Consider the following 21,694-nt stretch of genomic DNA (forward strand, 5'->3'; position numbering starts at 1 on the left):
GCGCCGCGCGCGCGGCGCTGCACCAGATCACCTCGGTCGGCAGCGGCGTGACCGGCGTCGCGCTGACGATGGTCAACCTGAAGGTCCAGGCGCAGTCGGGCTTCGGCGATCCGTCCTATTATGCCGATTACATGAAGGACTATTACGTCAAGGGCTGAGGCGAGCGGTGACGGGCCGATCGCGTCCGGCGGGTCTCCCGTGACCGTCGCCACGCCCCCCCGCCCGCTCCCCGGGCGCCTGTCCGCCCGGCTGGCGGACCGGCGGCTGGCGCGTCTGTTCGCGCTGGCCGACCAGGGTTTCCAGGGGCTGGGCAGCATCGTCGCCAGCGCGATCCTGGGACGCAGCCTGCCGCCCGACCAGTTCGGCGCGGTGGGCGTGGCGATCGGTGCCTATTATTTCGTCGCGGGCTTCCACCGCTCCGCGATCACCCTCCCCTATGTCACCGAGCATCGCGAGCATGGCGATGCGCAGGACGATCGCCGCTATCATTCCGACTGGTGGTGGCTGAACGTCGCCGCCGCGCTGGCACTGTCGGTGGCGCTGCTCGCGCTGGCCGGGATCGTGCAGGTCGCCTTCGCGCGCCAGCAATGGCTGGCGCTGCCGCTGGTACTGGGCGCGGCGATCACCCCGCCGCTGCTGGCCGCCGACTTCGCGCGCCGCTGGTTCTACAAGCAGGAGCGCGCGATCTGGGCGGCGGTCGTGTCGGCGGTGTTCTTCGTCGCGCTGGTCGCGGGCGCGATCGTCGCCGGGCGGGTCCAGCCCGATGCCCGCGCGGGCGCGGCGGCGTGGGGCGGCGCGGCGGCGGTCACGACCCTGCTGGCGCTGGTCGTGCTGCGCCCCGCCGCCCCCGCCGCGCGGCGCGCCGGGGCACGGTTCGCGCCGCATGGGCGGTTCGCAGGGTGGCTGGCGCTCAACATCTTCCCCTATACTGTCTATAGTACCGCGACGGTGGTGATCCTGATCGGCGCGCTGCTGGGTCCGGGCGCGGCGGCGGTATTCACCGCGGCGCGGACGCTGACCAATCCGGCGGTCAGCATCGTCTCCGCGATCGATTCGACCGACAAGCCGCGCGCCGCCGCCGCACTGGCACGCGACGGTGCGCCCGGGCTGCGCGGCGCGATCGGCAACACGCGACGCACGCTGATCGTGCTGACCGGCGGCTATCTGGCGCTGGTGGCGGCGTTCGCGCATCCGCTGATCGCGCTGGTCTTTCACGGGCAGTATGCGGGCGTCGAGTTCGACGTGCAGCTGCTGTGCGCCGCCTTCTTCCTGTTCTGCCTCAACCAGCCGTCGGAGACGCTGCTGATCGTGCTGCGCGCGAGCCGGACGATGTTCGCGACGCGGCTGGCCACCGCGATCGTGACGCTGGCCGCGCTGGTGCTGGCGATCCCGCATGGCGTGGCGGGGATGGCGATCGCGATCGCGGTCAGCCAGCTGGCGAATATCGTGCTATTGGGTGTGGCGGAGCGGCACGCGCTCAACCGCCATGCCGCGCTGTCGGAGGTGCCCGCATGACCGTCCGCTTTTCCGTGGTGGTGCTGACCTACGCCCGCGACGCGATCCTGGCCGACACGCTGGCGCGGCTGAAGGAATGTCTGGGCGAGCGCGACGATTACGAGGTCGTCCTGGTCGACAACAATGCGGAACGCGGGGTGCGCGAGGCGTTGCTGGCCCCCTTCCCGCACCGCCAGTATCTGTTTTCCGGCCACAACAAGGGGGTGCACGCGCGCAACGACGGGTTCGACGCGGCGAGGGGCGAGATCGTCGTGCTGCTGGACGACGACGTACTGGTCGAGACGCCGGCGATGCTCGACCTGTTCGCCGCGCGCTTCGACGCGGACGACCGGCTGGGCGCGATCACGGTGCGCAAGCATGTGCGTGGCGAGACGCGGCGGCGCGTCGACCTGATCCCGCACACGCGCAAGGACGTCGATTTGACGCAGCCGTTCCTCACCTTCCGCTTCGTCGGCGGATGCGTGGCGTTCCGCACCGCCTGCCTGCGGGAGGTCGGCGGGTTCCTGCCCGACTTCTTCTACGGGCTGGAGGAGATCGAACTGTCGTACCGGATCATCGATGCCGGGTGGCGGATCCGCTATGACCCCGCCGTGTCGTGCGAGGAGCTGGAGCATCCTTCCGGGCGCGACGCCAAGAAGCGTGTGCAGACGCAGCGGCTGGCCAACAAATATATCATCAGCTACCTTCGGATGCCGTTTCCGGAGGTACTGGTGAACGCCGCGCTCTTCACGCCGTACCTGTTGATGCGCCAGCGCGGGCAGGCGAGCGTCGTCGGCGCGGTGCGGCAGTTCCTGGCGTGGCGCGCGCGCCCCGACCGGCCGCCACGCAAGGCGATCTCGCGCGACACCGCCGCCTATATCCGCGCGTGCGGCGGATCGGTGTGGCGATGATCGTGCGCCTCGCGCTGCTGGCGGCGGCGGTCTGGACCGGCTGGTCGGCCAGCGAGGGCGCGCGGCTGGACCGCCAGACGCTGCGCCCCGCTTTCGCGGAGGAGTTCGATCGGCCGCCGGACTTCTGGGACGCCACCCGCAATCCGAACGGGCGATGGAAGACCAATTACTGGTTCGGCGTACAGGGGACGCGCGCCGAAAAGGGCTGGGAACCGCGCACGCTCGTCCCCAATGGCGAGCTGCAATATTATGGCGATCCGGCCGCGGGGATGTCGCCGTTCGAGTGGACGAAGGGCGTGCTGACGATCGCGGCGCGGCCCAATCCGTACCGGCGCGATCCGGCGACCAACGGCCTGCCCTATCTGTCGGGGCTGATCACCACCGAGAAATCGTTCCATTTCACCTATGGCTATGTCGAGGCGCGGGTCGCCTTTCCGAGCGGCAAGGGAATCTGGCCGGCCTTCTGGCTGTTGCCGGTGCCGGCGGTGAAGGACGGCAAGCCGCAGCAGCCCGGCCCGATCGAGATCGATGTCTTCGAATCGATCGGCGAGCCGGGGCGGCTGTACTTCACCTATTTTCCCGACCTGCCGAACAACCAGAAGAAGGGCGACAACATGCCGTGGAACAGCGGTGCGGACCTGTCGCACTTCCACACCTATGGCATGAAGGTGACGCCGAAGGAGTTGGTCTGGTATTTCGACGATCGCGAGGTGCGGCGGGTGCCGAACAAGGATTATCACCAGCCGCTCTACCTGCTGTTGAACCTGGCGATCGGCGGCAAATGGCCGGGCGCGCCCGCCGCCGACCAGACATGGCCGGCGCGGATGCGGATCGAATGGGTGCGCGGCTGGCGGCTGACGGGGCGATGAGCGCGGGCGTCTCGCGGCTGGGGCTCGGAGGCAGCAAGTTCGGGTCGTTCGGCAATCCCGCGCCGGCCGCCGACAGCGAACGGCTGGTGCGGGTCGCGCTCGATCTGGGCGTGACGGTGCTGGATACCGCCAACATCTATGGCCAGGGCGACAGCGAGCGGATCATCGCGCGCGCGATCGCGGGGCGGCGCGACGCGGCGTTCGTCGTGACGAAGGCGGGGCAGACCTTTTCCGCCAAGTATCGCGCGCTGCGGATCGCCAAGCCGGTGATCCGCGCGGTGCTGGCGCGGCGCGGGGCCGGGTCCGGCGTGACCGCGCAGCGCGGCGATGCGATGCGCCACGACTGGCGGCCGCGCGCGATCGTCACCGCGCTGGAGGCGTCGCTGAAGCGGCTGCGCAGCGACCGGGTGGAGGCGTTCCTGCTCCACAGCCCGCCGCCTTATGTCGCCGCCGATCCGGAGCTGGCGCTGGCGCTGGTCGCGGCGCGCGCGGCGGGCAAGGCGCTGCGTATCGGCGTGTCGTGCGACGATCTGGCGACGCTGGACGCCGCGCTCGACCAGCCGGCCTATGAGATGTTCGAGCTGCCGTGGGACGTGGTCGCGGCACTGGGCCCGCGCGCCGACGCGATCCGTGCGCGCGGGCATCTGGTGCTGGCGCGCGAGGTGGTGACGCAGCAGCCGGGGCTGAGCGCCGCGCAGGCGGTGGCGCGCGCGATCGCGCATCCGGCGGTCGACTGCACCGTGGTCGGCACCGGCAAGGCCGAGCATCTGCGCGCGCTGGCGGCGATCGCGCGCGGGACCCAGCGATGATCGCCGACGCGCGCCGCGCCGCGCTGCCCGACACGCTGGCGGCCGATCTGGTGATCGTCGGTGCCGGCCCCGCCGGGATCGCGCTGGCGCTGGCGCTGGAGGATGCCGGACTGGACGTGATGCTGGTCGAGGCGGGCGGCGACCGCTTCGACAAGGCGGGACAGGAGCTGCTGCGCGCCGAGGCCGTGTCCCCGCCGTCGCATTCGCCGGGCGAAATGTACCGCCGTCGCCAGTTCGGCGGGACCAGCGCGGTGTGGGGCGGGCGTTGCATCCCGTTCGACCCGATCGATTTCGAGACGCGCGACTGGATGCCCGATGCGCGCTGGCCGATCGCCTATGAGGAGGTCGCGCGCCATTATCCGCAGGCGATGGCGCTGGCCGACGCCGGGCTGGCGGCGTTCTCTGCCGGGGAGGCCGATCCGGGGGAGGCCGATCCCGCGCTGCCCGGCACCGGCGCGGACGCGATCACCGAACGGATCGAACGCTTCAGCCACCCGATGGATTTCGGCGGCTATTATCGCGCGCGACTGGCGAAGGCGGCGCGGGTGCGTGTGCTGACGAACGCGGGCGTCGAGCAGATCCTGACCGATACCGGGGGCACGCGCGCGGCGGGCGTGCGGCTGCATCTGGACGGCGGACGGCGCGTCACCGTCGCCGCGCCACGCGTGGTGATCGCGGCAGGCGGGATCGAGACGGCACGGCTGCTGCTGGCCAGCGACGCGGTGTGCCCCGCGGGGCTGGGCAACGAACATGATCTGGTCGGGCGTTTCTATCAATGCCACCTGGAGGGCGAGCTGGGCACGATCGCCTTCCACCCGCCGGCCGGGCACCACCGCTTCGACTATTTCCGGTCGCATGACGGCGTCTATTGTCGGCGTTTCCTGTGGCTGTCGCCGGAGGCGCAGCGGCGCGAGCGGCTGGCGGGGATGGTACTGCGCCCCGCGCATCCCAGCATCGTCGATCCCGCGCACCGCCATCCGGTGCTGTCCGCGATGTATCTGGCCAAGAACATGATCGTGCCGGAATATGCGCGCAAGATGACCGCGCTGGAGCATGAGGCGCGGCGGACGCGCGGCGGATCGGCGGCGGCGTTCCATGCCGCGCACCTGCGCAACATCGTGCTGGGCGCGCCGCGCCTGCTGGGGTTCGGCATCGACTGGACGCGGCGGCGGATCCTGGCGACGCGCAAGCTGCCCAGCGTGCTGCTGGAGGAACCGGGCGGCGTCTATCCGCTCGACCTGAACGGCGAGCAGGAGCCGCATCGCGACAGCCGCGTGCGGCTGGGCATCGAGCGCGATGCGAGCGGCGTGCGGCGCGCGATCATCGACTGGCGCTGCACCGAGGCGGACAAGCAGCGGATGATCCATGGCGTGCGGACGATCGCGGCGGCGGTGAACCAGAGCGGCGCGGCGACGATCACGCTGGACGATGCGCAGGCCGAGGCGTGGCGCGACAATCCCGTGCCGGTGGGCGGCCACCATATCGGCACCGCGCGGATGGCCGACGACCCGCGTCGCGGCGTGTGCGACGCCAATGCCGAGCTGTTCGGGACGCGCGGCGTGTTCGTGGCGGGGGCGGCGGCCTTCCCGACGTCGAGCTTCGCGAACCCGACGCTGACGCTGCTGGCGCTGACCCTGCGTCTGGCGGCGCATCTGCGCGCGTCGGGGAAAACGGGAGCGTAGCGCCGCCGCACGATCGCGCGCCGGGTGACGCGCCACGCGCGAAATTGCCGCTGTCATTCTCCCGACGCGCCATCGTCACGGGCGCGTAACCAACCTCCTGTCAGGCGAAAAGATTAACAGGGGATTCACCAATGCGTCCGTTCGCCTTGCTTGCCGCCGTCGCCACCGTCGAGCTGTCGTCCGTCCCGGCCGGCGCCGCCACGCTCGTCTCTTCCTTCGCGATCGACAACGGAACCGACCTGTCGGGGCTGTCGGGCGTCGGCAACAACCGGTTCGGAGGTTTCGGGTCGGACCTGAGCTATGACGCCGGTACCGGCACCTTCTGGAGCACCACCGATCGCGGACCGGGGGGCGGCGTGCTGGACTATGCGCCCCGCTTGCAGGGGTTCACGCTCGACATCGATCGGAACAGCGGCAAGATCAACGGCTTCACGCTGACCCACACCGTGCTCTATCGCGACGGCAACCAGACGTTCAACGGCCTGAATCCGCAGTTGCTGAACGGCAGCGTCGCCGATCTCGGCCGCTCGCTGGACCCGGAGGGGCTGGCGCGGCTGCCGAACGGCAATTTCCTGGTCTCCGACGAATATGGCCCGTTGGTCTATGAATTCCGCACCGACGGCCAGTTCGTGCGCGCGTTCGAGACGCCCGCGAACCTGATCCCGCGCGACGCGGACGGCAAGGTGGATTATGTCGCGGGGGCGCCGAAGGCGGGCGCGCCGGGGATCGTCAGCGGGCGGCAGGACAATCGCGGGTTCGAGGGCCTGACGATCAGCCCGGACGGCAAGACCGCCTATGCGATCCTGCAGGACGCGCTGGTGCAGGAAGGCCGCGCGCCGGACGGGTCGAACAACGGCGTCTACAGCCGCAACACCCGCATCGTCGCGTTCGACGTCGCGACCGGCAAGCAGACCGCGCAATATGTCTATCAGCTCGACACCGTGGATGACATCAACAGCCGGCTGACCAAGAACTTCTTCGCCGACGACAAGCAGGGCCGCTCGATCGGCGTGTCGTCGGTACAGGCGATCGGCGACAACAAGCTGCTGGTGCTGGAACGCGACAATCGCGGCTTCGGCGTCGACGATCCGAACGGCAGCAAGCAGGTCGGCAACAAGCGCGTCTATGCCATCGACCTGAGCAACGCGACCGACGTCAAGGACATCAGCCTGGCCGGCACCAATACGCTGCCCGCCGGCGTGAACCCGGCCGCCAAGAGCGCGACGCCGTTCATCGACATCGCCGCCGCGCTGAAGAAGCTCGGACTGCCGGTGCCGGAAAAGATCGAGGGCATGTCGTTCGGCCCGCGTCTGGCGGACGGCAGCTACACGATGATCATCGTCACCGACAATGATTACTCGGTGACGCAGACCGGCAGCGGCGAGCAGTTCGACGTCTGCACCAGCGGGCTCACCGGCAAGGGCAGCAGCGCGGAGGTATCGCTGGGTGCCGCCTGCCCGTCGGGGATGAAGCTGCTGCCGAACATGGTCTACAGCTTCAAGATCAGCGCGGCGGAATATGCGTCGCTGACCGGCGCGGTGCCGGAGCCGGCCACCTGGGCGATGATGCTGGCCGGCTTCGGCATGGTCGGGGCGGCGCTGCGGCGGCGCAAGCCGGAGGTGCGTGCGGCGGCGTGATCGGGCCCGCGCCTCGCTACGCCCGCCCATGCGAGCGTAGCGAGGCGATCCCACGGCGGCGTGATCCATGCTCGCGCGCCGTCACCGGCTGCCCGCCCGTCCGACCGGGTTTGCGCCTCAGCGCGCGCGCGGATCGGGCAGCACCCGGTCGATCCACGCGCCCAGCCGGCCGTGCGACCAGGCGAGCGCGCGATACAGCGTCAGCGACGCGCGCGCCCATGACGTGTAGAGCGCCGGCCAGCGCCAGCGCACGAGCCGATGGCTGCCGCGCATGATCGCGTGGCGCATCCGGTACACCAGCTTGCGCCGCAGCGGCAGCACGGCGGAGGGCGCGACGCGCTTGACCGGGCGCATGCCGCCGCGCCGCCACGTCAGGCGATAGGCCAGCCCCTCGCGCCGGTGCCGGAACCCCGCCGCCTGCGTCTGTTCGACGAAGGCGGCATCGACCTCGGTCAGCGCCAGCCGCCCATCGGCGACCGCCGTCGCGATCAGCGCGTGCACTGCCGAATCGCGCGCGATGACGACATTGGTGCCGCGTCCGTCCGAGGAATAGGGCTCCACCCACGCATCGCCGAACGCCACGTCGGCGGTTTCGGCCACCACGTCGTCGCACCAGTCGCATGCCGGATTCTGGAAGAAGCCCGCGCCCCAGTCGCCATCGGCGAGCTGCCACCAATCCTCGGCCCGCGTGCTGCCGTCGTCGAGCGTCAGGTGCGCGCGATACCAGTTGGCCGGGCGGCCGGCATCCTTGATGCGATAGTCGACCGCCCGCACGCGCGCGATCGGTGCGCCGAGCTGCCACGCGAAACTGTCGACCAGCCGCGCGCTCTTCTGATGGCCGCAGAACAGCCCGAGCAGGTGGGTGACGCGCTCCGCGATGACCGGATCGGTGCGGCGCAGCAGATGCAGGGCCTTGACGAAGCACGGAACCCCGACCACCGCATAGCGGCCCGGCGTGGCGCGGATCGCCGCGATCACCCCCGACAGCTCGACCGGGTAGTAGCGCGACTTGGCCCCGCCGGCGAGCTCGGCACGGTTGCGCGACAGGCGGTAGGCGAAGAAGCGGCCGTCCGCCTGCGGATCGGCGACCGGCGCGACATGCGCGACCGCATCGACCGCCCCGGTCCGCAACAGCTCGGCCGCGACCCAGCTGACCATGCCGCCCGAACTGCCGTTGGCGCGAAAGTCGCCGTCCGCGACATGGCCGACCCACGTGGACTCGAAGCGACCGAGCAGCGGCGTGCGATGCGCGGATGCGGGGAAGCGCTCCCGCGCGATCACATCCTCGTTCGCGGCGGTCGGGGAGAAGGGGCAGCGCGCCGTGAAGGACGGGTCGGGGCGCGCATACCAGTCGTCCGGCCCGCCGGGCTTCCAGAGGCCGTCGCGGTCCATCGCCATCCGCGCGGCGGGCGCATCGGCCGCGCAGCCGCCGCAGCCGATGCACAGCCCGGAGCGCACCACGTCGCGCGGCGCGATCGGCTCAGCCAAGCGCGGTCGCCAGAAAGTCGCTGGCTTCGGCGCGCAACCGGGCGAGCGGTGCGGCGACCCGCTCCGCCGGGGGTTCGGTCAGCAACGCGTCATAGGCGGCATCGTCGGTGTCCGGCGCGACGATCCGGTGGCCGGCGTCCAGCGCGGCGGCGAGATCGCGGACCTTGTTGAAGCGATACGGCGAGGGCGCGGTCACGAACGGCGTGTCGTTGACCAGCGCGAAGACGCAGCCGTGGAAGAAATTGGTGACGAGCGCGCTGGCGCCTGCCGCGCGCTCAGCGAACGCCTCCGGCCCGGCGTCGATCTCCTGCACGTCGGCCCAGTCGTTGCGATAGCCGATGCTGTGGAGCGTCAGGCCGTGCCGCGCGCTCCACCGTCGCATCGCTGCGGCCAGCCAGTCCGGGAAGCCGTGGCCGTAAACCAGCGCGTAGCGCTCTCGCCCGTTCGCGCGCGGCACATGCGCGGCGAATTGCAGCACGGGATCGGGCACCAGCGGCGGCTCGGTGCCGATCGCGGCGGCGACCAGCGCGCGCGCATTGGCGTCCCGCACCGAAATCGCGGTGAAGCGGCGCAGGCGCGCCGCCCATTCCGCGCCGATGCCGTCAACCGCGTCATGGTTGCCGAAGCTGGCGGCATAGGACACGCGCCGCGCCGCGCGCAGTCCTTCGCCGAAGAACAGCGGCACCGACGCATACCAGGGATGGCGGAAGTTCCAGACCTCGTCGCTGCCCACCACGACCGCGCGATGGTCGCGCAGCGCGGCCGGATCGCGCAGGGCGAAGCGCGGCGACAGCGGCAGACGCTCGAACGCCGCCGCGAACCGCCGGCCCTTGGCCTTGTAGGCGGGCAGATCCGCCGCCAGCGTGCGCGCCGGCAGCGTCGGCTGGAACGCGCAGCGCCATTCGGCACGCGCCACCGCGTCGTCATGGTGGTCGAGCAGCCAGGCATCGTGCCCGGCGGCGCGCAGCCCTTCGACCAGGCAGCGCGCCTGCCAATAGGAGCCATAGTTGATGCAGCGGTGGAAGGTCAGCACCCCGACCTTGGCGGACGAATCGGTCATTGCCGGGTCAATCGCCGGAAAGCGCAGCGGTTCCAGCGGCTTCGGCTCCGCAATCCGGTGACGCGATCGCAACCAATCCATGCTAGAAGCGCGGCATGGAACTGGTGCATCTCTACAAGTCGATGATCGACGCGATCGTGGCGGCAGCGGGATCGGCGGCGCTGCTGCACGTCCATGCCGGGATGGCGATCTATCTCGGCACGCTGGCGGTGGTGCGCAACCGGCGCGGCGGCGTCGTCGCGCTGCAGATGGTGTTCGCCGCCGAGATGGCGAACGAGGCGATGGACTGGCTGGCCGCGTCGCCGCAATGGACGTGGAGCGACACCCTGTCCGACATCGTCCTGACGCTGATGTGGCCGGTGGCGATCACCGGCGTGAACGGGCTGCGGCGACGCCGCTGGCGCCGAACCGTCGTTCAGGATCAATTGCGTACAATTTCGCCTTCCGCACGCGCACATACGCCGATTGCATCCGCCTGAACGCTTGCCAGACTGCCGTACAAGCCGCTAGCGCGCTGACATGGGGTGCCGCCGACCGGCGGTTTAATCGAGGGAGCGTCCGTCTTGCGCATTACCATGATCGGTTCGGGCTATGTCGGCCTGGTGTCTGGCACCTGCTTCGCCGACTTCGGCCATGACGTCGTGTGCGTCGACAAGGACAAGGGCAAGATCGACCGGCTGCTGGCGGGCAAGATGCCGATCTACGAGCCGGGTCTCGAGGATCTGGTCGCGCGCAACGTCGCGGCGGGCCGGCTGAAGTTCACGACCGACCTGAAGGAAGCGGTCGCGGGCGCGGACGCGATCTTCATCGGCGTCGGCACGCCGACCCGGCGCGGCGACGGCCATGCCGATCTGTCCTACGTCTTCGGCGCCGCGCGGGAGATCGGCGAGGCGCTGACCGGCTATGCGGTGATCGTCACCAAGTCGACCGTGCCGGTCGGCACCGGCGACGAGGTGGAGCGGATCATCCGCGAAGCCGCGCCGAACGCCGAATTCGGCGTCGTGTCGAACCCGGAATTCCTGCGCGAGGGCGCGGCGATCGACGATTTCAAGCGGCCGGACCGTATCGTGATCGGGTCGGGCGACGATCGCGCGACCGAGGTGATGCGCCAGGTCTATCGCCCGCTGTACCTGAACGCCGCGCCGATCCTGGTGACCGCGCGTCGCACCGCCGAGCTGATCAAGTACGCGGGCAATGCGTTTCTGGCGACCAAGATCACCTTCATCAACGAGATCGCGGACCTTTGCGAAAAGGTCGGCGCGGACGTGAAGGACGTCAGCCGCGGCATCGGGCTGGACAATCGCATCGGCTCGAAGTTCCTGCACGCCGGCCCGGGCTATGGCGGGTCGTGCTTCCCGAAGGACACGCTGGCGCTGCTCAAGACCAGCCAGGACTATGACGCGCCGCAACGGATCGTCGAGGCGGTGGTCGCGGTCAACGACAACCGCAAGCGCGCGATGGGCCGGAAGATCATCCACGCGATGGGCGACGACGTGCGCGGCAAGACGATCGCGGTACTGGGCCTGACCTTCAAGCCGAACACCGACGACATGCGCGATTCGCCCGCAATCGCGGTGATCCAGGCGCTGCAGGACGCGGGCGCCAAGGTGAAGGCGTTCGATCCCGAGGGCGTGGAGCAGGCCAAGCTGGTGCTCGACAATGTCGAATATTGCGACGGCCCGTATCAGGCGATCGAGGGCGCGGACGCGCTGGCGATCGTGACCGAATGGGACGAGTTCCGCGCGCTGGACCTGCCGCGCGTCAAGTCGCTGCTGAAGGCGCCGATCCTGATCGACCTGCGCAACATCTACACCCCCGCCGAGGTGAAGGCGGCCGGGTTCCAGTATACCAGCATCGGACGGTGATCCGACCGGGCGGGCGCGTCGTCGGAGCGCCCGCCCTGCCCCCCGCGCGGCGAGAGTGCGGGACAGTCGCCAGCGGCCTGCCCGTCCTGCCGGACATGTTCGCGGAACGATGGCCCCGGAACAGGTCCGGGGTGACGATCGCGTGGGGCGAACCTCACCGACCCTTTTATAGCGCGCGGTCGAGATCCAGCGCTTGACCCGCAGCGCTTACCCCGCGTCGGGCAGACACTCGCGCCGCTGGTCGACCTTGTCCGCGCCACCGGGCGCACGCGTCAGCACGGACAGCGCGCGACAGGTCTGGGCACCGTCCTGTTCCGCATCGCCGGCGACGACGAAGCCGTGTACCTGCCCGGCCGCCTCATACCATTCCTGCACCTCGCCGCTGCGCAGGGCCGCCGCGATGGCGATCGCGCGGCTGCCGCTGTCGGCGGGCAGGTCGTCGGCAACCGGCGCCGCCGTCGCCTTCGCCACCGGCACCGTCTGCTTCGCGACCCGCGCGACCGGCAGCGGCCGGGCGGGCGGGATGACCCGCTGCGGCACGGGCAGGCTGACCGAATAGCTCGGCTGGCGCGGCGCGGGCGCCCTGGTCGCGGCGAACGACAATCCGCCGGCGCTGACCGCCATCAGCACACCCATCATTCCCGCCGCGCGCCAGCCGCCACCCGTGCGGGCGCGCGGCGCATCGACGAAGGGATAGTCGATCGGCAGCGGTGCCAGCCGCACCTCGCGCACGATCCGCAGCGGCCCGAGTTCGACCGTCGTGCGGCGCAGCACGTCCGTCCGCCGCTCCGCCTCGAATCGATCCCCCTTAACCATCGCCCCTCATCGTCCCACCACACCGCGCTGGCAAGTCATCGCGCCATCGGGCCATCGAACAGCGTACCGAAATAGTCGCCGCTGTTCCACACCGGCCGCGTCGGCGCGTCGGCGATCTCGCGCGCGATACGATAGTTGGCATCGACGAAGCGGACCGCCTGATCCCAGCGGATCGGCTGCGTCAGGTCGTCGCACGGCTTGTGATAGCATCGGCTCATGAACGTCTCCACCGCCGCCTTGCCGGGCCCCTTGTAGCCCGGCCAGAGGAATACCGACGGCACGCCCTTCTGCACGAAGCGATAATGGTCGGAGCGCACGAAGATCGCCTGCTCGGGCATCGGATCGGGCGACAGCGTCACGCCGATCCCCGCCACCGCTCGCGCGATGATCGGCCCCAGCGTCGACCGGTCGCCGCCGAACGCGACCATATCCTCGAACACATAGGTGAGGATCGGCATGTCGAGGTTCACGTCCGCCACGATGTCGCGGATCGGCACCCGCGGATGGTTGGCGAAATAGTCACTGCCGACCAGCCCCTTCTCCTCCGCCGTGACCGCCAGGAAGATGATGCCGCGCTTCGGAGGCGACGCGGTCTTGAAGCGGCGCGCCGCCTCGATCAGGCTGGCGATGCCGATCCCGTCATCCAGCGCGCCATTGTAGATCGTGTCGCCGTCCACCGCCTTGCCGACGCCGACGTGATCGAGATGCGCGGACAGCACGACCGTCTCCTTCGCCAGTGTCGGGTCGCTGCCGGGCAGCATGCCGACGACATTGGCGCTGGCGATCGGGCGGAAGGTGGTGGCGGTCGACACCGAGAGCGTTGCGGCGCTGGTGGCGGGACGGACCTTCAGCGTCGCGCGCGAGGCGCCCTTCGCCAGCGCCGGCCATGACCGGCCGAACAGCTTCGCCGCCCCGGCGGGCGAGAGCGTGCCGAGCATTGGCACGTCGCTGGCCTGACCGGTCCCGTCCGGCCGCGCCCAGGTGATCCGTTCGGCCGCATAGCCCTTCGTCGCGGCCGCGAAGCTCGGCGCGCCCCGCCCGCCCTTGCGCAGGTCGGCGATCACGATCACGCCGACCGCGCCATGCTTCGCCGCGGCCGACTGCCGCGCGGCACTGCTGCCGAAGGTCGCCGCCACCTCGCTTGGCAGGCCGGCGGGCGCGCCGCCGACATAGGCGACGATCTTGCCGCGCACATCGACGCCGGCATAATCGTTCAGGCCGTAAGCGGGCGCCTCCAGACCATAGCCGACAAAGACCACCGGCGCGGCGATCGCGGTCGCCTTCGCCGCCGGGTTCGCGGCGGGCACGTAATCGACGCCGAAGCCGAGCGGAGTCGCGCCGCCGCCGCGCGCCGTGACGGCGAACCGCCCCTGCCCGTCGAGCGTGTAGCCGGTCAGCGGCACATGCTGGAGATAGCCGCCGTCGTCGCCCATCGGCTTCAGCCCGGCGGCATAGAATTGCGCGGCGACATATTGCGCGGCGATGTCGAACTCCGGACTGCCGACGTCGCGGCCCTTCATCGCGTCCGACGCGAGGAACATCACATGCGCCTTCACCGCCGCCTGATCGGCCGGGAGCGGCGCGGTGAGACGCGCGTTGCGCTCCGCCGGCGTCTGCGCGGCGGCGGGCATGATGAGCGACAGGAACAGGGGAAGGGCGAGAAAACGCGGCATCGACGGGTCCGGGGATGGGTCAGGATCGCTGCACCTTAAGACCAAGTGGTTCGCGCCGAAACCATTTCCATGCGATGGCCGGCGACAAGCTTTCGGATGGAACCATCTCCGCCGGCTTGTATAGTTGCCGCCATGGCCGATGCACGCACCACCCCCGCCCCGCCCGCGATCACGCATCGCAGCGATTACGCGCCGCCGTCCTGGCTGGTGCCTGAGGTGGCGCTGGACTTCGCGCTCGATCCGGCCGCGACGCGGGTCAAGGCGCGGCTGGCCGTCACACGCAACGGCGCGCACGACACGCCGCTGCGGCTCGACGGCGCGGGACAGGTGCCGCTGGCGGTGTCGGTGGACGGCGCGACCGTCAACGACTGGCGGATCGAGGGCGAACAGCTTGTCATCCCGCTGACCGGAAACGCGCATGTCGTCGAGACCGAGGTCGAGATCGCGCCGGACCGCAACACGCAATTGATGGGGCTATATGCCTCGGGCGGGAACCTCTGCACGCAATGCGAGGCGGAAGGGTTTCGACGGATCACCTGGTTCCCCGACCGGCCGGACGTGCTGGCGACCTATCGCGTGCGCATGAGCGCCGACAAGGTGCGCTTCCCGGTGCTGCTCGCCAATGGCGATCCGGTCGCGGCGGGCGACGATGACGACGGCACGCACTGGGCGGAATGGCACGATCCGTGGCCCAAGCCGTCCTATCTGTTCGCGCTGGTGGCGGGGGATCTGGCGGTCAATCGCGACACGTTCACGACGCGATCCGGCCGCGAGGTGGCGCTCGGCATCTGGGTACGCGCGGGCGATGTGCCCAAGACCGACCATGCGCTGACCGCGCTGAAGCTGTCGATGGCGTGGGACGAGCGCGTCTATGGCCGCGAATATGACCTCGACGTGTTCAACATCGTCGCGGTCGACGATTTCAACTTCGGCGCGATGGAGAACAAGGGGCTGAACATCTTCAACAGCCGCTACATCCTCGCCGACCCCGACACCGCGACCGATTATGATTACGACGCGATCGCGGCGGTGGTCGCGCACGAATATTTCCACAACTGGTCGGGCAATCGCATCACCTGCCGCGACTGGTTCCAGCTGAGCCTGAAGGAAGGCTTCACGGTCTATCGCGACCAGGGCTTTTCCGCGGATCAGGGATCGGCGGCGGTGAAGCGGATCGAGGACGTGCGCGGCCTGCGGGCCGCGCAGTTCCCGGAGGATGCCGGGCCGCTGGCGCATCCGGTTCGCCCGGAAAGCTATATCGAGATCAGCAATTTCTACACCGCGACCATCTACAACAAGGGCGCGGAGCTGATCCGGATGATGGCGACGATGCTGGGGCCGCAGCGCTTCCGCGCCGCCACCGATTTGTATTTCGAGCGGTTCGACGGCACCGCCGCCACCTGCGAGGATTTCGTGGCGTGCATGGAAGAGGCCGGCGGGATCGACCTGTCGCAATTCCGCCTCTGGTACAGCCAGGCCGGCACGCCGCGCGTCTCCGCGACACTGGCGCACGAACCGGGCAGCGGGCGCGCGACGCTGAACCTCGCGCAGAAGGTGCCCGAGACGCCGGGGCAAAGCGACAAGCAGCCGCAGGTGCTGCCGCTGCGCGTCCGGCTGTTCGGCGGCGAAACCGGGCAGCCGCTGGGCGAGGAGCAGCTGGTGATCCTGTCCGACGCCAGCGCCAGCGTGACCTTCGAGACGGTGACGGAGCGCCCGGTCGTGTCGCTCAACCGCGGTTTCTCCGCGCCGGTGATCGTCGAGAGCGACCGCAGCGCCGAAGATCTCGCCTTCCTCGCGCGGCACGATGACGACGCCTTCGCCCGCTACGAAGCGATGCAGCAATTGATGCTGGACACGCTGATCGCGGCGACGATCGAGGGCGAGGCGGATACGCGCGCCGTGGTGGCGGCGGTCGCCGACACGCTCGACGATCCCGCGCTCGACCGCGCGTTCGTGGCCGAGGCGGTGCTGCTGCCGTCGGAAAATTTCATCGGCGACCAGCTGAGCGTCGTCGATCCCGAGGCGATCTTCCGCGCGCGGGAGGGATTGCGACGGACGCTGGGCCGCACGCTGGAGCCGCAATGGCGGGCCGCGTGCGACATCGCGCTGCGCCGCCCCTATGCCTATACGCCCGAGGACAAGGGCATCCGCCGGCTGCGCAACGTCGCGCTCGGCTACGTCTCGGCATCGGGGACGCCCGACGCGGCGGCGCTGGCCTGGGCGCAATTCGAGGCGGCGGACAACATGACCGACCGGCAGGGCGCACTCACCACGCTGGCAAGCGGCCATGCGCCGGAGCGCGACGCCGCGCTGGACGTCTTCTACAATCGCTACGCCGACAATCCGCTGGTGCTCGACAAATGGTTCCAGACGCAGGCGCTGTCGTCACGCGACGACACGCCCGTGCTGGTCGCGGAACTGGCGCAGCATCCCGACTTCACGCTCGCCAATCCCAATCGCGCGCGCGCGCTGGTGGGGGCGTTCGCGGTGAACCAGCGTGCCTTTCACGCCGCGGGCGGGGCGGGCTATCGCTGGCTGACCGACCAGTTGCTGGCGCTGGACCGGCTCAATCCGCAGACCTCGGCCCGGCTGTTGCCGCCGCTGGGCCGCTGGCGGCGCTTCGACCCGATCCGTGCCGAGGCGATGCGCGCCGAGCTGGAGCGGATCGTGGCGACGGCGGGGATCAGCAAGGACCTGTTCGAGCAGGCGTCGAAGAGCCTGAAGGGGTAGCGCCGCCGGTCAGGCGACCAGCGCCGCGGCTTTTTCCTCGCGCTCGGTGCGGCGCTGCTCGGTGCGGCGGGATTGCGCCGCCATTTTCATCCACGCGTCCTCGGATCGCCGGCAGCGTTCGCGGACGTTGTCGAGCGTGGCTTCCTGCGCATCGCGGCGGTGCTGCGCGGCGATCGCCTCGAACCGTTCATATTCCTTGATGGGCCCGCTCCTTGAAAGCTGCCGCCGTGTCCACAATCCGGGCGGCCAGTTCGTCGTACAGATCGCAGATCTCGATCAGCGCCGCGCCGCTCAGCTGCACACGTTCGCCGATGCGAAAGCGCCGCAAGGTGCCATCCGGTTCCGACCAGCCAACGGTCATGTACGCACCACCGCGCACGTCGGCGCGCCGCGCCGCGCCCTGCGTGTAGCGGAAGGTGGCGCGCGCCCGCGCCATGCCGGCCAGTTGCGGCGCGCTCCACGCCGCATCGGTGCACAAGGCGGCCAGCTTCGCGGCGGTATTGCGCTGCCACGCGGTCGGCGCATGTCCGGCCCGTAGCGCGGCGGCGTCCATCAGGACGTGGAGCAGCCGATCCAGCTCGCCAATCCAGTTACCGACGACGCGCGAGCGGACCAGCCGGTGGCGATCGCACCACGGCTGGTCGAGCCACGGCTGCCGCGCCTGCACGCGCAGGAAGGCGGTGCCACGCGCGAGAGTCACCGCCGCCTGATCCATCGCCTGGCCTATCGCCATGCCCGCCGCGCACGACGACGGCGCATCCAGTCGCGCAGCCACCGCCGCCAGCGCGGCATCACGCACACTCCGCGATCGTGAGCGCGGCGATCACCGCCTCCACGCGCGCGCACGGCTCCGCCCCCTGCCCCGCCACGTCGATCGGCGGCGCGCCGAGCGTCGGATGCACGGCGTTGAGAAACGGCAGCGCCGCGACCGCCCCCAGCCGCTCGATCGCCAGCCGGGTGACGCGGCTCTGCCGCTCCGCCCGGTCGGGGTCGAACCGGATGCGCGCGGCGCGGAAGGTGCGGGTGGCGCGCTGCTCCGCCTTTTGCCCGGTGCCCCCTTTGTCCGCGTCGCTCACGCCGCGACGAACGGGGCGCTGACCCCGCCCTCGACCTGTTCGCGGACGATCCGTGCGGCATAGCGGCGGGCGAGCTGGCCGTGCGCGCACCGCGCCTCCGACCCGATCGCGGCAGCAGCCATCATCAGCGACACCTGATGGCGATGAAAGAGATAATTGAGGTCCATGTCCCCACTCCCGGCAGACAAGCGGGAGCGCGCGCGGTCTCTCAGCCGTCGGCGCTTGTGACAATCTACCGACGATGCCGTATCATAACACGGCTTGGCACGATGTCCTAATGACGCATCGCCGCCATCGCCACGCCCGCCCCCATCACCGCGCCGCCGCCGACCCGCTGCGACCACATTCGTGCGCGCGGGCTGCGCAGCCAGCCGGATGCGCGCGATCCGGCGAGCGCGTACAGGCTGTCGGTCATCGCCGCGACGCCGGTGAAGGTCGCGACCAGGATCGCCGCCTGCAGGGTGTAGGAGCGCTCGGGCTGGATGAACTGTGTGGCGAAGGCGACGAAGAACATGATCGTCTTGGGATGGAAGGTGCCGACCGCGACATTGGTCAGAAAGGCGGCGCGCGGGGTGACGGCACGCGGCGGCGGCGCGTCCGCGGCCGGCGCGCGGCTGTTCAGGATCGCGATCAGCCCGATCACGAGCAGATAGGCCGCGCCCACCCATTTCAGCACCGTGAAGGCCAGCGCCGATGACGCGAGGATCGCTCCCGCGCCGAGCAGCGACACGGACATCGCGATCGTGTTGCCGACCGCCATTCCCGCGACCGACGCCAGCGCGGTCTTCCGCCCGGAACTGAACGCGAACCCCAGGATACTGGCAACGCCGGGACCGGGAATGACGCCCATCACGAACGACGCGCCGACGAACGCCAGCCAGAGATGCCAGTCCATCGCGACCTCCCTCAACCCGAATTGCGCAACGCGGTGGCGATGGCGTTGATCGACAGCAGGATGCCCTGCCGCACGCGCTCGTCCGCCTCGCCGGCGCGGTGGCGCTTCATCAGCTCGATCTGGAGCAGATTGAGCGGCTCGATATAGGGAAGGCGCAAACGGATCGACGCGTCGAGCGCGGGATGCCTCTCCAGCAGGTGCGCCTGCCCCGTCACGTCCAGCAAGCCGTCATGCGTGCGCTGCCAGCCGTCGCGGATCTGCCCGAAGATATGGTCGCGCAGTGCCTTGTCCTCGACCAGCCCGGCATAGCGCTCCGCCAGCCCCATGTCGGATTTCGCCAGCACCATCTCCATGTTCGCGAGCGTCGCGGCGAACAGCGGCCAGCCCTGCGCCATGTCCTTCAGGAGCGCGCGATCTTCGAACTGCGCGATCGCGTGCCCAACGCCGTACCAGCCCGGCAGCATCACGCGCGCCTGCGCCCAGCTGAACACCCAGGGGATCGCGCGCAGATCCTCGATCGCGTCGGATTGCTTGCGGCTGGCCGGGCGGCTGCCGATCTTCAGCCCCGCGATCTCGGCGATCGGCGTCATCTGGCGGAAGAAGGTGCGGAACCCCTCGGTCCCGTACACCAGCCCGCGATAGGCGGTGAAGGCATCGTCCGACAGCCGGTCCATCGCCGCGCCAAACGTCTCGTTGTCGCCGTTCGACAGCGCTTCCGGCTCCAGGCTGGCGAGCAGGGTCGCCGATGCCATCGCCTCCAGATTGGTCGCCGCACTCTCGCGCGTGCCATATTTGCCCGCGATCACCTCGCCCTGCTCGGTGATGCGGATGCGGCCCTGCACGGTGCCCGGCGGCTGCGCACGGATCGCCGCGAAGCTGCTGCCGCCGCCGCGCCCGACCGCGCCGCCGCGCCCGTGGAACAGCTGCATCCCGACACCGACCGCGTCGAAGACCGGCTTGAGCGCAGTCGACGCCTTCGACAATTGCCAGGTGGAGGTCAGGTAGCCACCGTCCTTGTTGCTGTCGGAATAGCCGATCATCACTTCCTGATGGCCGCGCGCGGTGGCGATCGCGCGCACCTCGGGAATGGCGAACCATTCGGTCATGATCGCGGGCGCGGCCTCCAGATCCTCGATCGTCTCGAACAGCGGCACCGCCATGATCGCGGCGGTGGCCGGCGGACCGGGGCGGTAGAGGCCGACCTCCTTCAGCAGCAGCTGCACCTCGAGCAGGTCGGACACCGACTTGGTCATCGACACGATATATTGCCGGATCGCGGCAGGGCCGTAGGCGGCATGCGCGTCGGCGGCCGCCTGCACGATCGCCAGTTCGCCCGCCGTCTCCTCCGAATAAGCGGCGAAGCGCGAGGTCAGCGGGCGCGGCGTCGCCAGCTCCTGCCGCAGCAGCATGACGCGCGCATCCTCGTCCAGCGCGGCGTAATCGGCGCACACGCCCGCGACCTTGAGCATCTCCGCGACCACGCGCTCGTGCACCGCGCTGTTCTGGCGCAGGTCGAGCGTGGCGAGATGGAAGCCGAACACGTCGACCGCGCGGATCAGCCGCCCGATCGCGCCGCCGCTGCCCAGCAGGCCGTCGCCGCCCGCCGACAGCGGCCGGGCGATCGCGATGAGGTCGGCACGCAAAGCCTTGGGGTCGGGATAGGGCTGGCCCTTCAGATGGCCGGGGCGCGGCGCAGGCTGGCCGGTCAGCTTGGCATAGGTGGCGGCGGTGCGCGCATAGATGCCTGCCAGCGCGCGACGATACGGCTCGTCGCTGCGCGTCTCCGACGTATCGCCGCTCGCCTCCGCCAGTGCCTGCACCGCGTCATCGACAGTGGCGTGATGCGCGGAGATCGACAGTTCCGCCCCCATCGCGTGCAGCTGTTCAAGGTAGAAGCCCAGCACCGCCTGCGCCGCCTTGGCGAGCGCGGTGCGGAGGGAGTCGGCGGTCACGAACGGGTTGCCGTCGCGGTCGCCGCCGATCCAGCTCCCCGGCCGCAGGAACGCGGGCACGCGCCCGCCCAGCGCGCGGTCCCAGCGCTGGTAGAGCGCCGGGATCACCGGCAGGAACACGTCACGCAGATAGCTCAGCGCGGTTTCCACCTCATCGACGACATACAGCCGCTCGCGCCGCAACACCCGCGTCTGCCACAGCAGCGCGACCTGCCGCACAATCGCCTCGTCGACCAGATCGCCATCGGGGGTGGTGTCGCGCCCGGCGTCACGCAGCGCCATCAGCTGCGCGATGCGATTGCGGTGGTCGATCATGCTCTTGCGCCGCACCTCCGTCGGGTGCGCGGTCAGCACCGGCGCGACCAGCGCCTGTTCGAGCAGCGCGCGGACGCGGTCGGGGCCGACGCCCGTCTGTTCCAGCCGCGCCAGCGCCGAGGCGACGTCCGCACCCTCCTCCGCCGCGATCCCCTGCCGGTCCTCGGCCAGGTTGGCGAGCATCGAGAACAGCATGAAGCCCCGCACGAAATCGAGCGTCTCGTCGAGGTCCAGCGCGCCCAGCTCCGCATCCGGCGACCCCTGATGGTTGCCGCGATGCCGCTCCACCGAGGCGGAGCGGATCGCTTCGGTCCGCTCGTACAGCGTCTCCCCGCCATAAGCGCGAATCACATCCCCCAGCACGCGGCCGAGGTAGCGGACATCAGGATTGTTCGTGATCGGGGGCAAGGTGCTCATGCCGC

Annotated in this window: 18 protein-coding genes and 2 pseudogenes; 10 read left to right on the forward strand and 10 right to left on the reverse strand. The window is 70.1% G+C overall.

The window, feature by feature from the left end; translation table 11 throughout:
* The first annotated feature begins 198 nt into the window (after positions 1–198).
* The 7 genes and pseudogenes from NS334_RS05685 to NS334_RS19040 form a co-directional block, all read left to right on the forward strand.
* Positions 199–1,515 carry a lipopolysaccharide biosynthesis protein gene (locus NS334_RS05685; RefSeq protein WP_058755009.1) on the forward strand — a complete coding sequence of 439 codons (1,317 nt, stop codon included), beginning with the start codon at positions 199–201 and terminating at the stop codon, positions 1,513–1,515.
* Positions 1,512–2,405 carry a glycosyltransferase family 2 protein gene (locus NS334_RS05690; protein WP_058755010.1) on the forward strand — a complete coding sequence of 298 codons (894 nt, stop codon included), beginning with the start codon at positions 1,512–1,514 and terminating at the stop codon, positions 2,403–2,405. Before NS334_RS05685 ends, NS334_RS05690 begins: the two co-directional genes overlap by 4 nt.
* The gene (locus tag NS334_RS05695; protein ID WP_153002609.1) at positions 2,402–3,274 is read left to right on the forward strand and encodes a glycoside hydrolase family 16 protein; all 873 of its coding nucleotides are present in this window, start codon (positions 2,402–2,404) and stop codon (positions 3,272–3,274) included. Before NS334_RS05690 ends, NS334_RS05695 begins: the two co-directional genes overlap by 4 nt.
* On the forward strand, positions 3,241–4,083 hold the full coding sequence (locus NS334_RS05700; protein ID WP_058755012.1) for an aldo/keto reductase: 843 nt from the start codon (positions 3,241–3,243) through the stop codon (positions 4,081–4,083). The genes NS334_RS05695 and NS334_RS05700 overlap by 34 nt, the downstream gene beginning before the upstream one ends.
* Positions 4,080–5,765 carry an FAD-dependent oxidoreductase gene (locus NS334_RS05705; protein WP_058755013.1) on the forward strand — a complete coding sequence of 562 codons (1,686 nt, stop codon included), beginning with the start codon at positions 4,080–4,082 and terminating at the stop codon, positions 5,763–5,765. Before NS334_RS05700 ends, NS334_RS05705 begins: the two co-directional genes overlap by 4 nt.
* 131 nt (positions 5,766–5,896) lie before the next feature.
* Positions 5,897–7,111, forward strand: a pseudogene (locus NS334_RS05710) (esterase-like activity of phytase family protein); the annotation flags it as partial.
* A 180-nt stretch (positions 7,112–7,291) separates the two neighbouring features.
* Positions 7,292–7,402 (forward strand): annotated as a pseudogene (locus NS334_RS19040) (PEPxxWA-CTERM sorting domain-containing protein); the annotation flags it as partial.
* 117 nt (positions 7,403–7,519) lie between these two features.
* On the opposite strand, the gene NS334_RS05715 reads toward NS334_RS19040, so the two are convergent.
* Entirely contained in the window at positions 7,520–8,890 is a 1,371-nt protein-coding gene (locus NS334_RS05715; protein ID WP_058755015.1) for a Coenzyme F420 hydrogenase/dehydrogenase, beta subunit C-terminal domain, read from the reverse strand.
* Entirely contained in the window at positions 8,883–9,950 is a 1,068-nt protein-coding gene (locus NS334_RS05720; protein WP_058755116.1) for a polysaccharide pyruvyl transferase family protein, read from the reverse strand. The genes NS334_RS05715 and NS334_RS05720 overlap by 8 nt, the downstream gene beginning before the upstream one ends.
* Before the next feature lie 95 nt (positions 9,951–10,045).
* Between NS334_RS05720 and NS334_RS05725 the strand changes: the two genes are divergently transcribed.
* Both NS334_RS05725 and NS334_RS05730 read left to right on the forward strand, forming a co-directional pair.
* Positions 10,046–10,429 carry a hypothetical protein gene (locus NS334_RS05725; protein WP_058755016.1) on the forward strand — a complete coding sequence of 128 codons (384 nt, stop codon included), beginning with the start codon at positions 10,046–10,048 and terminating at the stop codon, positions 10,427–10,429.
* Between the two features lie 84 nt (positions 10,430–10,513).
* A complete protein-coding gene (locus NS334_RS05730) occupies positions 10,514–11,815 on the forward strand; it encodes a UDP-glucose dehydrogenase family protein (RefSeq protein WP_058755017.1) in 1,302 nt (433 codons plus the stop codon).
* A 207-nt stretch (positions 11,816–12,022) separates the two neighbouring features.
* Here NS334_RS05730 and NS334_RS05735 read toward each other — a convergent pair whose 3' ends face one another.
* Positions 12,023–12,631: a hypothetical protein gene (locus NS334_RS05735; protein WP_058755018.1), complete on the reverse strand. Its 609-nt coding sequence runs from the start codon at positions 12,629–12,631 to the stop codon at positions 12,023–12,025.
* A 35-nt stretch (positions 12,632–12,666) separates the two neighbouring features.
* On the reverse strand, positions 12,667–14,304 hold the full coding sequence (locus NS334_RS05740) for a M28 family peptidase (protein WP_058755019.1): 1,638 nt from the start codon (positions 14,302–14,304) through the stop codon (positions 12,667–12,669).
* A 132-nt stretch (positions 14,305–14,436) separates the two neighbouring features.
* Between NS334_RS05740 and pepN the strand changes: the two genes are divergently transcribed.
* Positions 14,437–17,034 (forward strand): aminopeptidase N, encoded by a 2,598-nt coding sequence (gene pepN, locus NS334_RS05745; RefSeq protein WP_058755020.1) that lies wholly within the window; start codon positions 14,437–14,439, stop codon positions 17,032–17,034.
* Positions 17,035–17,043: 9 nt separating this feature from the next.
* Here pepN and NS334_RS17615 read toward each other — a convergent pair whose 3' ends face one another.
* The 6 genes from NS334_RS17615 to ppc form a co-directional block, all read right to left on the reverse strand.
* Entirely contained in the window at positions 17,044–17,271 is a 228-nt protein-coding gene (locus tag NS334_RS17615; RefSeq protein WP_241491824.1) for a hypothetical protein, read from the reverse strand.
* On the reverse strand, positions 17,222–17,833 hold the full coding sequence (locus tag NS334_RS05750; protein ID WP_058755021.1) for a hypothetical protein: 612 nt from the start codon (positions 17,831–17,833) through the stop codon (positions 17,222–17,224). Before NS334_RS05750 ends, NS334_RS17615 begins: the two co-directional genes overlap by 50 nt.
* Positions 17,826–18,110, reverse strand: a complete 285-nt coding sequence (locus tag NS334_RS05755; protein WP_058755022.1) for a hypothetical protein — start codon at positions 18,108–18,110, stop codon at positions 17,826–17,828. The genes NS334_RS05750 and NS334_RS05755 overlap by 8 nt, the downstream gene beginning before the upstream one ends.
* Positions 18,107–18,277: a hypothetical protein gene (locus tag NS334_RS18560; RefSeq protein ID WP_193753013.1), complete on the reverse strand. Its 171-nt coding sequence runs from the start codon at positions 18,275–18,277 to the stop codon at positions 18,107–18,109. Before NS334_RS18560 ends, NS334_RS05755 begins: the two co-directional genes overlap by 4 nt.
* Before the next feature lie 107 nt (positions 18,278–18,384).
* On the reverse strand, positions 18,385–19,005 hold the full coding sequence (locus NS334_RS05760) for a LysE family translocator (protein ID WP_058755023.1): 621 nt from the start codon (positions 19,003–19,005) through the stop codon (positions 18,385–18,387).
* An 11-nt stretch (positions 19,006–19,016) separates the two neighbouring features.
* Positions 19,017–21,689, reverse strand: a complete 2,673-nt coding sequence (ppc, locus tag NS334_RS05765; RefSeq protein WP_058755024.1) for a phosphoenolpyruvate carboxylase — start codon at positions 21,687–21,689, stop codon at positions 19,017–19,019.
* Positions 21,690–21,694 lie beyond the last annotated feature (5 nt).

It is taken from the genome of Sphingomonas endophytica (assembly GCF_001476895.1).
Taxonomy (GTDB): Bacteria; Pseudomonadota; Alphaproteobacteria; order Sphingomonadales; family Sphingomonadaceae; genus Sphingomonas; species Sphingomonas endophytica_A.

Coding starts and splice junctions, on each gene's coding strand:
- NS334_RS05690 (WP_058755010.1), top strand. CDS start 1,512: ATGACCGTCCGCTTTTCCGTGGTGGTGCTGACCTACGCCCGCGACGCG.
- NS334_RS05695 (WP_153002609.1), top strand. CDS start 2,402: ATGATCGTGCGCCTCGCGCTGCTGGCGGCGGCGGTCTGGACCGGCTGG.
- NS334_RS05700 (WP_058755012.1), top strand. CDS start 3,241: ATGGGTGCGCGGCTGGCGGCTGACGGGGCGATGAGCGCGGGCGTCTCG.
- NS334_RS05705 (WP_058755013.1), top strand. CDS start 4,080: ATGATCGCCGACGCGCGCCGCGCCGCGCTGCCCGACACGCTGGCGGCC.
- NS334_RS05720 (WP_058755116.1), bottom strand. CDS start 9,950: ATGACCGATTCGTCCGCCAAGGTCGGGGTGCTGACCTTCCACCGCTGC.
- NS334_RS05725 (WP_058755016.1), top strand. CDS start 10,046: ATGGAACTGGTGCATCTCTACAAGTCGATGATCGACGCGATCGTGGCG.
- NS334_RS05735 (WP_058755018.1), bottom strand. CDS start 12,631: ATGGTTAAGGGGGATCGATTCGAGGCGGAGCGGCGGACGGACGTGCTG.
- NS334_RS05740 (WP_058755019.1), bottom strand. CDS start 14,304: ATGCCGCGTTTTCTCGCCCTTCCCCTGTTCCTGTCGCTCATCATGCCC.
- pepN (WP_058755020.1), top strand. CDS start 14,437: ATGGCCGATGCACGCACCACCCCCGCCCCGCCCGCGATCACGCATCGC.
- NS334_RS18560 (WP_193753013.1), bottom strand. CDS start 18,277: ATGGACCTCAATTATCTCTTTCATCGCCATCAGGTGTCGCTGATGATG.
- NS334_RS05760 (WP_058755023.1), bottom strand. CDS start 19,005: ATGGACTGGCATCTCTGGCTGGCGTTCGTCGGCGCGTCGTTCGTGATG.
- ppc (WP_058755024.1), bottom strand. CDS start 21,689: ATGAGCACCTTGCCCCCGATCACGAACAATCCTGATGTCCGCTACCTC.